The sequence below is a fragment of the Cellvibrio sp. QJXJ genome, from assembly GCF_024452345.1.
Lineage (GTDB): Bacteria > Pseudomonadota > Gammaproteobacteria > Pseudomonadales > Cellvibrionaceae > Cellvibrio.
Genome location: NZ_CP101662.1, coordinates 3,804,725 through 3,818,201, shown reverse-complemented (window position 1 = coordinate 3,818,201; position 13,477 = coordinate 3,804,725). Strand labels below are relative to the sequence as shown.

General features: G+C 50.3%; 10 protein-coding genes. 8 read left to right on the top strand and 2 right to left on the bottom strand.

Features of this window, described 5'->3' with window-relative positions:
- The first annotated feature begins 103 nt into the window (after positions 1 to 103).
- From NNX04_RS16445 to NNX04_RS16410, 8 genes are all read left to right on the top strand, one after another.
- A complete protein-coding gene (locus tag NNX04_RS16445) occupies positions 104 to 751 on the top strand; it encodes an OmpW/AlkL family protein (RefSeq protein ID WP_261946482.1) in 648 nt (215 codons plus the stop codon).
- A gap of 176 nt (positions 752 to 927) precedes the next feature.
- The gene (locus tag NNX04_RS16440; protein ID WP_007638339.1) at positions 928 to 1,530 is read left to right on the top strand and encodes an RNA polymerase sigma factor; all 603 of its coding nucleotides are present in this window, start codon (positions 928 to 930) and stop codon (positions 1,528 to 1,530) included.
- Complete coding sequence (locus tag NNX04_RS16435) at positions 1,527 to 2,567, top strand: FecR family protein (RefSeq protein ID WP_261946481.1); 1,041 nt, start codon at positions 1,527 to 1,529, stop codon at positions 2,565 to 2,567. Before NNX04_RS16440 ends, NNX04_RS16435 begins: the two co-directional genes overlap by 4 nt.
- 446 nt (positions 2,568 to 3,013) lie before the next feature.
- Positions 3,014 to 6,178, top strand: coding sequence for a TonB-dependent receptor (locus NNX04_RS16430; protein ID WP_232283015.1), 3,165 nt, complete (start codon positions 3,014 to 3,016; stop codon positions 6,176 to 6,178).
- A gap of 138 nt (positions 6,179 to 6,316) precedes the next feature.
- Positions 6,317 to 7,873: a tryptophan halogenase family protein gene (locus tag NNX04_RS16425; protein WP_007638343.1), complete on the top strand. Its 1,557-nt coding sequence runs from the start codon at positions 6,317 to 6,319 to the stop codon at positions 7,871 to 7,873.
- Positions 7,874 to 7,903: 30 nt separating this feature from the next.
- Positions 7,904 to 8,611 carry a SapC family protein gene (locus tag NNX04_RS16420; RefSeq protein WP_007638345.1) on the top strand — a complete coding sequence of 236 codons (708 nt, stop codon included), beginning with the start codon at positions 7,904 to 7,906 and terminating at the stop codon, positions 8,609 to 8,611.
- Positions 8,589 to 9,305 (top strand): DUF6445 family protein, encoded by a 717-nt coding sequence (locus NNX04_RS16415; protein ID WP_040390954.1) that lies wholly within the window; start codon positions 8,589 to 8,591, stop codon positions 9,303 to 9,305. The genes NNX04_RS16420 and NNX04_RS16415 overlap by 23 nt, the downstream gene beginning before the upstream one ends.
- A gap of 378 nt (positions 9,306 to 9,683) precedes the next feature.
- Positions 9,684 to 11,384, top strand: coding sequence for a cellulase family glycosylhydrolase (locus NNX04_RS16410; RefSeq protein ID WP_261946480.1), 1,701 nt, complete (start codon positions 9,684 to 9,686; stop codon positions 11,382 to 11,384).
- Positions 11,385 to 11,498: 114 nt separating this feature from the next.
- Here NNX04_RS16410 and NNX04_RS16405 read toward each other — a convergent pair whose 3' ends face one another.
- Complete coding sequence (locus tag NNX04_RS16405) at positions 11,499 to 12,233, bottom strand: LytR/AlgR family response regulator transcription factor (RefSeq protein ID WP_261946479.1); 735 nt, start codon at positions 12,231 to 12,233, stop codon at positions 11,499 to 11,501.
- A 44-nt stretch (positions 12,234 to 12,277) separates the two neighbouring features.
- A complete protein-coding gene (locus NNX04_RS16400) occupies positions 12,278 to 13,375 on the bottom strand; it encodes a sensor histidine kinase (RefSeq protein WP_261946478.1) in 1,098 nt (365 codons plus the stop codon).
- Positions 13,376 to 13,477: the final 102 nt, after the last annotated feature.

Below are 13,477 nucleotides of genomic sequence, written 5' to 3'. Positions count from 1 at the left end.
TCCTGCGCCGGTATTGATTGATATATATCAATTTTAACAACGGGAATTTTCGTAACACTGCCTCTGTGAATCAACAACAGTTTTAACAGCAGAGGAAAAGAAAATGCGTCAATTAGTCATGGCATTGGTTATCGGCAGCAGCTGCGTTGCACCACTCGCACAAGCGCATGAAGCCGGGGACTTTTTAGTGCGTGTCGGTGTTGCCCAGGTTGCACCCGACGCCAGTAGCGGCACCGTATTAGGCGGCGGGGTGGATGTAGAAGATGCAACCGGCCTTGGTTTCTCCGGCACCTGGTTTGTAACACCGCACATCGGTATTGAAGTATTGGCCGCCCTGCCGTTTGAACACGACATTGTCGGCAGCGGTGCACTCAAAGGGGTGGATATCGGCAGTACCAAACATTTACCGCCCACCATCTCCCTGCAGTATTACCCGCTGAGCCAAGGCAAATTCCAACCCTATGCCGGTATCGGCCTGAACTACACCACCTTTTTTAACACCGATAGCAGCGCGACTCTGGATGCGGCGTTAAATGGCGATACCGATATCTCCCTGAAAGACTCCACTGGCCTTGCGCTGCAAGTGGGCGCCGACCTGCAACTCACCGACAACTGGTATTTGAATGCGGCCGTTTGGAAAATCGATATAGAAACCACTGCGCGTATTTATGTGGATGGCGCCCACGCCGCGAGTGTGGATGTGGCGATTGCCCCATTGGTGTTTATGCTCGGCGCCGCTTACTCCTTTTAAATAAAATTTTTGTGGGGTTATGACATAAATCCCGGACTGAATGGTTCAGTTCGGGATTTTTTGTTTTTGGAGAGCAATTAATCTGGATTTTTTGCTTTATTTGCGGGGGCCGATGGCGGAATATTCTTCGTCTATCGTCATGGACTATGAGGAAATCACCTTGGTGGCTAGAGCCCATGTCTAATAATCAAAAAATAACGAATCAACCGGCGCAGAACGATAGCATTGCGAATGTGTTTATTGCCCTGCGCAGCACCCTGGCGCGCGCGGTTTCGCGCCTGGTACCGCCAAAAGAAGTGGAAGACATAGTGCAGGAAACCTATGTGCGGGTGTGTCAGGTGGATGCGCCGGAACAGATCCAGTTTCCGCGTTCATTTATGTTGCGCACAGCGCAAAACCTGGCGCTGGATCACCTGAAGCGCGCCGAAACGCGGCTGAGCGTCAGCCTGGATGATGAATTGGATTTGGAAGTGGCGGGTTACACCACCCGCGCCGACGATACCTTTGACCGGGTAGCAGCGAACCAGGAATTTGGCTTTTTTTGCGAGGCCGTGCGCCAACTGCCACAACAATGTCGCAAAGCGTTTGTCCTAAAAAAGGTGTACGGCTATACGCAGAAAGAAATTGCACTGAGCTTGAACATCAGTGAAAACACGGTGGAAAAACACATCGCAACCGGCATAAAACGCTGCGCCCAATACATGGCCAGTTTGAAGCAGGGCGGCGATTCGCTATCAACGACGTTACCCAAGGCTCCGAGCGAGAGGAGCAAATCATGAGCAATATTATTGAGTTTCCCAACCGCGAGGCGATTTACGACCAGGCGAGCCTGTGGATCGCGCGTATGGATCGCGAACTGACCAGTGCCGAGCAACAAGAACTGGCGCAGTGGCTCGCCGCTAGCGAGCAGCATCGCAGCGTATTGTTTGAAATGGCCGAACTGTGGGACAAAATGGACAGCCTTGCCCGCCTTGCGGATTTGTTTCAGGCACCCGCCAAACCAGCGCGCCAACCGCGCTTTTACGGTGCTATTGCAGCATCCGTTGCACTTCTGGCGGTGGTGATCGGCTGGAACCTTGCGCCCCAAGTCCCCGGGCAATTGCTGGCGCTGCTGCCATTTCAGGAGCAAGTGGTGGATGGCGTTTATGAAACTGCGGTGGGCGAGCACTCCAACGTTAACCTACCCGACGGCTCGCAACTGGTACTTAATACCAACAGCCGCATCACCGTTAAATACAGCGATGATCACCGTTTATTTTTACTGGAACGCGGTGAAATTAATATTGAAGTCGCCCACGACAAGGATCGCCCCCTGAGCGTGATGGCTGGCAACAAAGTGGTGCAGGCAGTAGGTACGGCGTTCAACGTGCGTTTGCAAACCGACAATCAAGTTGCATTGCTGGTGACTGATGGCAAAGTATTGGTAGCGCAAAAAACGGTACAACAAACTATCGACAAAATCGTAGCCGAACGCTTACCTGCCAGTGCACTGGCAGTATCCAAGGGTGAAAAAATTATGCTCGGCGCCGAGCGCGAGACCATCGCCAAAGTGGATGACAATGAAATAGTCGCCAAGCTCAGCTGGCGCCAAGGCAATTTGGTTTTCCGCGGCGAAACACTGGAAGAAGCGCTGGTGGAAATTAACCGCTACACCTCGGTGCAGTTTGAAGTGGCAGATGAAAGCATCAAACAGGAGCGCATTGCCGGTTTATTTAAAGCGGGTGATGTGGATGGATTGCTCGCTGCACTTGAGCAGAATTTTAATATTCATAACCAGCGCATGGGCAACAATAAAATCCGTTTAAGCGCCAAATAATTAATCGCACACGGCTGGCCGCTTGCACTCCCTGTTGTTAGCGGCCAGCTTTTTAATATGTTGTACTTTTATCTCCCGTTTTGTCTTCACTTACCGCTTATTAACACTTTGACCAAAAGTCACCAACCCTGTTTTTATTCCGCACTTACAGACTGCAACCGATTACCACACAGCAAAATATCTGCCGTAAGCTAGGCTATGATAAAGATTAATGCGCCAACGCTTGTTCCCTGACACACAAGCCTTTAAGCTCCAAGCACTAGCCTATTGCTCTATTAACAAAAAACGCAGCCGCCAGCCACACTCCCGCCGCTGCGCATAACTAAAATAAAGTGTTTACTGTGCAAATATTTCCTATGAGATGGCGGAAAAAAAATGGCCCCTCGTCTATTAAGCACGCGAGCAAGATGCTCGCGGCTGAGGTAAACGAGCAGGCGATTTTTCGAATGTTACTGTTTGCCCTCGCGGTCGGCACACCGCTGTCCGCGCAGGCAGAAAATAATAGCCTCGACAAAATTATCCAGTTCAATATTCCTCAGCAACGGGCAGATCTTTCGCTCACTGAGTTTGCTGAACAGGCTGATATTACGTTGCTGTTTCCATTTAATGACGCAATGGAAATAACTACGAATAAATTAGTCGGTCGCTATTCCATCGAACAAGCCGCACGGCTTTTAGTGGCGAATACCAACCTCAGTGTAAAGATTGACGAGAAAGGTCTGCTGACTATCACGACCCATCAGTCTCTTGAGGAGTTGGATTCAATGCACAATAAAAATAAACTCAGCGCTATTATCGGTATTGTCACCTCCATGGCAGGTGTACAGGCATTAGCGCAGGACACCACAGCCCCGCTTGGCGCAAACGACCAAGTCGAAGAATTAATGGTTACCGGTATTCGCGGCAGTTTGCAGCGCGCAATGGATGTTAAGCGCGCCGCAGGCGGTGTAGTGGATGCCATCTCATCGGAAGATATTGGTAAGTTTCCCGACACCAACGTCGCCGAATCTTTACAACGCATTACCGGTGTATCTATCGACCGTTCTGGCGGTGAAGGTCAATTAATTACCGTGCGCGGTTTTGGCCCGGAATTTAATACCGTGTTAATTAATGGTCGCCAAATGGCTACCGAAAATATGTCGCGCGCATTTAGTTTCGATACGGTTGCATCGGAATTGGTGAGCGGTTTGGAAGTACACAAAACGTCAACTGCCACCATGCAATCTGGCGGTGTTGGTTCAACCGTTAACGTAAAAACGGCGCGCCCATTTGCAATTGGCGATTTCAAAGTTGCTGGCAGTGTAAAAGCGGCAATGGAAGAGAACAGCGAAGAAACCACGCCACAAATTTCCGGTTTGGTAAGCAATGTATTTAACGATGGTCAATTCGGTGTACTGCTTGCTGTTTCCCATCAAGAGCGCGACACCCGTTTAAATCAGGCGCAAATGGACGGCTGGTTAGAAAACGTAGGCATCCCCACTGAAGAATTAAATGGCGGCGCAGGTGTTCCCGCAGGCACTACCATTTTTTCACCGCGCAATTACGATCACAAAGTCACCTTTGAAGAACGCACCCGTACCAACGCATCCTTGGTATTGCAATTTGCCGCATCGGATGATTTAACCATTACCACCGATGCTATTTATTCTGATTTTGATATTGAAACGAACGCGCTCTCTTATGGCCACTGGTTTACCGCGCCTAACATCACCGATGCCATTACTGATGAAAATGGCACAGTGACTGATTTGCGTCAGGAAGTGGGTTTGGCCACCGACATGCACGCGAAAAAATTTGATCGCCTCACCGAAACATCGCTGCTCGGCTTTAACGCTGACTGGCAAGTGAGCGATAAATTAAATTTAAATTTTGACGCAACCTATTCCAAAGCTGAGCGCGATGCCAATAACGGCGGTGGCGATCAATTGTCATTGATTGGTTACGCCAACCGTGTTCGCTTCCAGGTCGATGACGGCATACTTCCGGTAGCAAGCGAATTTGATACCGCCAGTCCCGACATTTTTTCCGGTCAACAGGAATTGGATGGCACTGCCTATCGCGATCCGAGCGCGCCAAATTATGTTGCACCTGCGGGCGTTGGTGATTTCCTCGACAAAGACAACAGCCGCGCCCACGTAATGTTGCGCCGCGGTTGGGCCGTTGAAGATGAAGTGAGCCAATTAAAAATGGACGGCACTTGGGATGAAGGCACAGACTCAGGTTTGGTAAAAGTTAAATTCGGCACCATGTTTTCTACCGAGAGCAAAGCACTTGATCGCTGGGACAACGAAGGTGTAGGCATTCACTGTACTTATTGCGGCTACCCCGACTCGCCGATTATTCCTGCCGATATGCAATATGTGTTTGATGCTGGCAGCGATTTCCTGAGCGATGTCAGTGGCAGTGGCCGTATGCCTACCCAATGGTTGGCACACGACGGGGAAGCGCAATTTGCCTATTTGGAAAGCACCAGTGGTCGCAATTTTGACGCCGTAAAACGCGATAACTCATTTGTGGTTGATGAAGACACTATCTCGTTTTACTTGGAATCTGAGTTTGCAGGCGATCTGGGCGGCATGCCAATTTCTGCGATTGGTGGCGTGCGGGTTGAATCCACAGATGTAAAAGTACGTGGTACCGAAGCACCAGTAACCGGCCTGCGCATTCTGGATGAAACCGAAATGCTCGCCGAGTTTGGCACTGCTCAAGCAATTAGCGAAGACAGTAGCTACGATGCAATTCTGCCGAATATGAGCATCAAACTGGAAATCACCGATGACATGGTAGTGCGCGCTGCCGCTTCAAAAAGTTTGACGCGCCCTACACTCACAAGCATGGCGCCGGTAACCGTTATTACTACCACTCGCCAAGGTGGCAACCTGACCTCCACCAGTGGTAATGCTGCACTGGAACCCTTTGAGTCTGATAACTTCGACTTATCCTGGGAGTGGTATTACGACGATGCGAGTTATGTCTCCGCGGGTTATTTCAAAAAAGATGTAGCCAACTTTATTGTTAACTCGGTTGCCGATAAAACCTTCACCCTGCCCAACGGCAGCTTACTCACCGACCCTTCCACCGGTACCAATACCAATGCACCTGACGCGGGTGATTCAGTCGCGGTATTTAAAAATACCCTACCGAACAACGGCGAAAATGCCACCGTGGATGGTGTTGAATTAGGTATTCAGCATACCTTCGGCGAAACCGGTTTTGGTGTGATGTTCAACACCACGTTGGTAGATAGCGATGCCGAGCTTGACCCTGCAGATGTGACTCAAGTGTTCGCACTGACCGGTTTGAGCGACTCAATGAACCTGGTGGGATTCTATGAACAAGGGCCGATCCAGATTCGTTTGGCCTACAACCAACGCGGTGATTTTGTGCAATCGCTCACTCAAAGTAACGGCAATGGCCCAACTATTGTTGAAGACTACGAGCAGTGGGACTTGAGTGCGAGTTACGACATCACGGATGAAATTACCGTATTTGTTGAAGGCATCAACCTGACCGAAGAATATGTGCACAAACGTGGTCGCTACGCCAATCAACTCTTGTTGGTTGAAGACAGTGGCCGTCGCTGGGCACTTGGTGTAAGAGCCAGCTTCTAATGCAAAACCGGTTAAAAACTTTCTCCGTTGTTAAACAGCTCATAGCCATAACGCTATGATTTTAGGCCGTTGCATTTGCAGCGGCCCTTTTTATTTCAGCTGCTTTAGTTGTTTTAGTTTTTTAACTGCGAGCACACCATGAATAATAAAATTGCATCAGTTGTCATTGTCGGCGGCGGCACCGCAGGCTGGCTTACCGCCGGGCGTATCGCGGCGCAACATCGCACCCAAACCGGCAGCACGATTAGTGTCACACTGGTTGAATCCCCCACTATTCCCATTATCGGCGTTGGCGAAGGCACTTGGCCCACCATGCGCTCTACCTTAATGAAACTGGGCATTTCCGAAACGGATTTTATTCGCGAGTGCGACGCCTCGTTTAAGCAGGGTGCAAAATTTGCCCGCTGGGTCACTGGCACACCCGATGATTTTTATTATCACCCCTTAATGCTGCCGCAGGGTTTTGGCAAAACCAATATGGCGGCCCATTGGCAAGCGCTGCGCAACGAGCAACAGCTGCAAGAATCGTTTTCCGCAGCGACCTGTTTTCAGGAAGCCATTTGCGAATTAGGCCTTGCGCCTAAAATGATTACCACCCCGGAATTTAATTCCGTCGCCAATTACGCTTACCATTTAAATGCGGGAAAATTTTCCACCTTTTTACAAAAACACTGCACCGAAAAACTCGGCGTACTGCATGTGTTAGCCGATGTGGTGAGTATTAATTCCGCCGACAATGGCGATATTCGCTCAGTCACTACCGCACAAGCCGGTGAAATTTCCGGTGATTTATTTGTGGATTGCACCGGTTTTCAATCACTGTTGTTAGGCCAGCACTTGCAAGTGCCCTTTGTGGATTGCAGCGATGTGTTATTTATTGATAATGCACTTGCCGTGCAAATTCCCTACGACAGCGACGACGCTCCTATCGCCTCGCATACTATTTCCACCGCGCAGGACGCCGGTTGGATTTGGGATATAGGCTTAATTCATCGCCGTGGTGTCGGTCACGTATATTCCAGTCGTCATACCAGTGAAGACCAAGCCACCGCACAACTCGCCGCCTATATTGGCCCGGCGTTTAACAATTCCAGCTTGCGCAAAATCCCCCTGCCCTGCGGCCACCGCGATATTTTCTGGAAAAATAATTGTGTGGCCGTGGGTTTGTCTGCCGGTTTTCTGGAACCGCTGGAAGCCTCGGCGCTGGTATTAGTGGAGCTATCGGCCAGCATGATCGCCGAACAATTGCCCGCCTGCCGCGCGGTGATGGATATCACCGCCAAACGTTTTAACGAAACCTTCCGCTACCGCTGGGATCGCATTATTGATTTCCTGAAACTGCATTACATTTTAAGTAAACGCACCGACAACACATTCTGGATAGACAACCGCGACCCGGCGACTATTCCTGCAAGTCTGCAAGAATTAATGCAGTTGTGGCGCTACCAGCCGCCAGGTGATCACGACTTCACCAGTAATAACGAAGTGTTTCCAGCCGCCAGTTATCAATATGTGCTTTACGGTATGGGTTTTGAAACCTGTTACGACTACAGCGAACACCTGCTGCGCGACAACCAGTTTGCACAAGAACAATTTATGAAAAATAAAAAAACCATTGCACAGGTGACACGCAGTCTGCCGAGCAACCGCGAGTTGCTGCAAAAAATTCATCTGCATGGTTTGCAAACATTGTAATTATTATTTAATCGCACACGAGTCAATCACATGACGCAATTTGTCGCACTGCATAATCAACACCACCAACAACTGCGTATAGACCCGGAGCGCATTGAAGCGCTGGGTGCACACCAACATATGGTGCCGGTGGTGCTGAGTGAATTTTTAAAACTGGTGGTGCACTACCCCATAGTATTTAGCAAAAATAGCGAGACCGGCCAGTTTGTGTGTAGCGCATTGTTGGGGTTTACCGCTGGGGAAAATCTGTTTTGGCAAAACAATCAATGGCAGGGAATTTACACACCGCTACAAATTATGCGCCAGCCATTTTTTATTGGCGAACAGCAGGGGCAAACCATTATTTGTATCGACATGGAGAGCAATGTATTAACAACCGGCAAAGGCGAAGCTATTTTTGATAGCAGTGGGCAAGAGACCGATTATTTACAGCAAGCAAAAACACGCCTCGCCGCGCTCATTAACGGCGAAAATGAGACCCAGGTGTTTATCAAAACGTTACTGGCGCTAAATTTGATTATGCCCATGGCACTGGACATCAGTTTTGCCAACCAACAGCAACAGCGCATCCAGGGTTTATATACCATCAATGAAGAAACACTGGCACAACTGGGTAGCGAGCAACTGATGCAGTTACAGCAGCAGGGTTATTTAAAACCCATCTACACCATGATTGCTTCACTCGGGCAGATTTACGCACTGATCCAGAAAAAAAATGCACAACTTGGATTGGCGTGATATGCACAACCAGTGGCAAGTGCAGGTTCAATATTTAGGGCAGGAAAAAAATCCGCTGCTGGTTATCGACCAGTTTGCCACTGCACCGGAACAGTTAATTGCTGAGGCCTGCAATGCGCCGGGTTTTAGTGCGCAGGCCAGCGATTTTTATCCCGGCCTGCGCAAACCGGTCGATCCGATTTACGCACAACAAAGCCTTGCCTTGGTAGCACCGCTGGTAAAACAACATTTTTTAATTGCCGAACCCTCACGGGCCGAACTGAGCTTGTGTGCATTTTCACTCACCACCACACCCGCCGATAAATTGCGCCCCATTCAAGCCGTACCCCACATAGACACACCAGACCCACTGCAATTTGCGATGGTGCATTATTTATGCGAGGAACAATTTGGCGGCACCTCGTTTTACCGGCACCGTAGCAGTGGCTATGAAACCATTACCGAACCGCGCATGGCGGATTATTTCAAGACAGTAAAACAGGAATTGATGGCGCAGAACCGACGCGAATTTGATTACATCAATGGCGATACCGAACTTTTCCAACGCATTGGACAGGTGCCGGTAAAATTTAATCGCTGCATTGTTTATCGCAGCAATTTACTGCACTCGGGCGATATCAATCCAACACTGGGTTTAAGCGCAAACCCGCGCGAGGGGCGCCTGACCATTAACAGTTTTTTCCGTTTCCGTTAAAAGTCGCTGAATGCACTGCCAAACAATCCGTAGCAATCAACTCACTTAGCTTCTGGCGTTTTAATCCTCCTTAGAATTCCCACTTTGTGCACCAGTACTCCCTTCCCGCCATTCAAGCGCTTGTTGTTGGGGAATGAATGGGCTTAATATGTAACCGATTACAAACATTTACCCATCCCCCCAACAATAACATCAGGGTTTCGTTTTTCCGATAACCCATCGGGGCGATGGTCGGGTTTGTAGCTGTTCACCAAGCTCCAGGCACCACCTAATTACAACAATAAATCAACCACTTATACGACTCTGTTTGCTAACTCTAACGTTTGAACGCAGTCATTTGCCCATGGGGCAAAACCCGCACTGCCAAAAGGAATCATTATGAAAAACCTGACAACGCTCAAAAAATCTCTCGTTAAAAAATCTTCTCTGGCGCTAGCCACTTCAATGCTGCTGGCGTCCGCAATGGTCGCGCCGGCCTTTGCGGGCTGGACGGTAAATGGCACCCAGGTGCTGGACCCCAACGGCAATAGCTTTGTCTTTCGCGGGGTTAACCACGCCCATACCTGGTACACCGACCGTCTGAATAAATCGCTCAGTGATATCGCAGCGACTGGCGCCAACTCGGTGCGGGTAGTACTGAGCAATGGCACCCAATGGACGCGTAATAACGGCGCCGATGTCACCAACGTCATCAATCAATGTAAGGTCAATAAACTGGTCTGTGTGCTGGAAGTGCATGACTCTACTGGCTTCGGCGAGAGCGCGGCTGCCACCCATATCAGCCGCGCCACCGAGTATTGGCTGAGCGCCGATATCAAAGCCGCCATCACTGGTCAGGAAGATTATGTGATTGTGAATATCGCCAACGAACCCTTTGGCAATAGCACTTCAGCAGCGACTTATACCAATGACCATATCACTGCCATCCGTGCGCTGCGCGCGGGCGGCCTCACCCATATGTTGATGGTGGATGCCGCCAACTGGGGGCAGGATTGGCAAAACGCCATGCGCGACAACGCGCCCACCATTTTGGCGGCAGATACACTCCAAAATGTGGTTTTCTCTGTGCATATGTATGAGGTGTATAACAACGCGGCGATTGTGCAGAGCTATTTGAACAGCTTCCAAACCCGTGGCTTGGCGATTGTAGTGGGCGAGTTTGGCGCCGAGCATAACGGCAGCAATGTGGTGGAAGAGGCGATATTGCAATATGCGCAGGATATGGGCATAGGTTATTTGGGCTGGAGCTGGTCGGGCAATGGCAGCTGTTGCGTGCCGCTGGATATAGTCAACAACTGGAACCCGGCATCGCTCAGCACTTGGGGTAACTTCCTGATCAACAGTGCCAACGGCATCAAAGCCACCGCCAAACTAGCGACCCATTTCGGTAGCACCAGCAGCTCAAGCAGTGTTGTCAGTAGTTCGAGCATTGCGCCCAGCTCGTCTTCTGCGCCATCTTCCTCCGCGACAAGTTCATCCAGCAGTTCGAGTTCTATTGCTGGCAACGAAACCTGTAACTGGTACGGCAATCGCTATCCCATTTGTGTAACCACCGTGAGTGGGTGGGGCTGGGAGAATCAACAAAGTTGCGTCGGTCGCACCAGCTGTGCGGCATTGCCTGCACCTTGGGGCATCGAAGGTAGTGGCACGGCCAGTTCAGCACCGAGTAGCTCAGCCCCCAGCAGTGCAGCGCCGAGCTCCGTGCCAGCGTCCAGCAGCAGTGCGGCACCCAGCTCAATACCGGCATCGAGCAGCGCGGCGTCCAGCAGCCTTGCCAATACCGGCGGCGTGAGCTGCAGTTATGTGGTGACCAATTCCTGGGGTTCCGGTTTTACCGGTGCGATTCGGGTGACCAATACCGGCACCGCCAGCAAATCGGGCTGGAGCGCCAGCTGGCAGTATTCCGGCAACAACCGTATTACCAGCTCCTGGAATACCAACCTGAGTGGCAGTAACCCTTACACCGCCACCAATGTGAGCTGGAATGGCACTATCGCCGCCGGGCAAACCGTGGAGATTGGTTTTCAGGGCAATACCAACGGTGGCAGCGTGGAAGTGCCGGCAGTAACCTGTCGTTAATTGTTTAGATTGCTGCGATAACTGCAACACAAGAAATAAAAAAATCGCCCGCACTTTTTGAAAGTGACGGGCGATTTTTTTGCAGATAAATTGCAGATGAATTAACTGGGAGGATCAGATTATTTTCAACAATTCTTTTAAATCACTCACATGGCGCCGGCTAATAATCGGGCGCGCGGCAGTATCGGCCAAACGCACGTGGTACTGCCCCTGCCCGTTGCGCTCCAGCGCTTCAATATGTTTGATGGACACCAGCGAATTGCGATGAATACGCACAAAACGCCCGTTAAATTCTTCTTCCAATTCTTTTAGTGTTTCATCCAGTAAATGCTCACCGCCGCGATGAAAAACCGTAACATATTTTTGATCAGCCTGAAAATAACGAATATCGTCCAGCGCGATTAATTCCACGCCGCGGCGAGTTTTAGCGGAAATATGACTGCGCTGATTTTCTGTGGTTTTTGGTTGCTGCACGGCGAGACGCTGGATTTTATTGAGCTTTTTTGCTTTCTCCAGTACTTGCAATAATTGCTCTGCTTTGACTGGTTTTAATAAGTAGCCGACAGCATTGGTGCCAAAAGCATCAAGTGCGTATTGATCGAACGCGGTGCAAAAAATAACAACAGGCGGATCTTCCAGTTGGCTAATGTCCTTGGCAAGGCTTAAACCATCGCGGCCGGGCATGCGAATATCCAGCAATACAATATCCGGGTCGTGCTCGGCAATGGCGATGAGTGCTGCCTCGGCGTTATCGGCCTCGGCCACCACCTGAAAGCCATCAATCTTTTCCACCATGCGCAGCAAGCGCTGCCGCGCCAGAGTTTCGTCGTCAACAATCAGTAATTCCATACCCGTGGTTCCGAACAGTTGTTGGAAATAATCGCCGGTTAAATTTATGGTGTGAGCGGGCAAAAAATGTAAGTCGTAAACACGCCATTTTCTGCACTGCTGGAGAGCCGCGCCGTCGCGCCAAAATGGGCGGTCAGGCGGCGGCGGATATTATCCAATGCCATGCGGTTGTGACGTTGCGCCGGTTCGCTATTGGGTTGATTTTTTTTCGCGAGCATATAGGGGTTGGTTATAACAATGCTCAGCTGCTTATCGTTCTGCGATACCTTAACTGTAATTTTTCCGCCGCGCGGCAGTGGCCCCACACCGTGGAAAATCGCGTTTTCAACCAGTGGTTGCAGCATCAAACTGGGAATTTTTAGCTGTTTATTGCACTCGCCAATTTGCCAATCCACCTGCAGGCGCTTACCCAGGCGCAACTGCTCAATATCCAGATAGTGTTTACATAAACTTAGTTCACGTTCGAGCGGAATTAAACTCGGTTCGGCCAGACTGGCGCGAAATAATTCGGACAAGTCTTCCACCACCCGCTCGGCGGTATCCGGATCCGTCGCAATTAAACTGGCGATGGAATTCATGCTATTGAATAAAAAGTGCGGGCGAATACGCGATTGCAAGGCTTGAATGCGCGCCTGCATTTCCGCTTGCTGCTGATTCCGCAACTGCTGCTGCAAATATAGGTAGCGCAACAAAATGCCACCTAAAATGGCGGCAATAACCATGTTGTTCAGCAGCTGCCAGCTGTTAAATTCAAATTCGTAATCCTCGACTAACGCGAGGCCGCTCACGCCATAGATAATCCACTGCCCGGCACTGGATAACACCAGGGTAATGCCCAGCACCAAGGCATAACTGGCAATACCCGCGCGTACATGATCTTGCCGCCCCAGCCAAAAACGCAGGCGACACAGGGCGATTGCGCTAAACAGCACTACCCACTGGATTTGCACCGAGATCAGCGCCAGTTTGTCCCAGTCAAAATGCTGTAGCCCGGCCGAGGCGCTAATGGTCAGCAGCAGCGCCAGTAATTCCGCCACCAACACCAATAAAAACACCGACTGACTGCTGCATAAATCCGTCAGAAAGGGCTGCATTGGTTCGCTCGCGCCCGCGGCAGGTGTTTTGTCCTGAGTGTTCATCATAAATTCCTATTGCACAGCGGGATAAAAGCCATAGCGGCACCGCGACTTATTTACAGGCCATTGGGCTATAATGCCCGGCCTGCGGCGGCCTGCCTGGATTTG

Excerpts from the sequence above, each read along its gene's own strand:
- NNX04_RS16445 (WP_261946482.1), top strand. The coding sequence starts at position 104 with ATGCGTCAATTAGTCATGGCATTGGTTATCGGCAGCAGCTGCGTTGCA.
- NNX04_RS16440 (WP_007638339.1), top strand. The coding sequence starts at position 928 with ATGTCTAATAATCAAAAAATAACGAATCAACCGGCGCAGAACGATAGC.
- NNX04_RS16435 (WP_261946481.1), top strand. The coding sequence starts at position 1,527 with ATGAGCAATATTATTGAGTTTCCCAACCGCGAGGCGATTTACGACCAG.
- NNX04_RS16430 (WP_232283015.1), top strand. The coding sequence starts at position 3,014 with ATGTTACTGTTTGCCCTCGCGGTCGGCACACCGCTGTCCGCGCAGGCA.
- NNX04_RS16425 (WP_007638343.1), top strand. The coding sequence starts at position 6,317 with ATGAATAATAAAATTGCATCAGTTGTCATTGTCGGCGGCGGCACCGCA.
- NNX04_RS16420 (WP_007638345.1), top strand. The coding sequence starts at position 7,904 with ATGACGCAATTTGTCGCACTGCATAATCAACACCACCAACAACTGCGT.
- NNX04_RS16415 (WP_040390954.1), top strand. The coding sequence starts at position 8,589 with ATGCACAACTTGGATTGGCGTGATATGCACAACCAGTGGCAAGTGCAG.
- NNX04_RS16410 (WP_261946480.1), top strand. The coding sequence starts at position 9,684 with ATGAAAAACCTGACAACGCTCAAAAAATCTCTCGTTAAAAAATCTTCT.
- NNX04_RS16405 (WP_261946479.1), bottom strand. The coding sequence starts at position 12,233 with ATGGAATTACTGATTGTTGACGACGAAACTCTGGCGCGGCAGCGCTTG.
- NNX04_RS16400 (WP_261946478.1), bottom strand. The coding sequence starts at position 13,375 with ATGATGAACACTCAGGACAAAACACCTGCCGCGGGCGCGAGCGAACCA.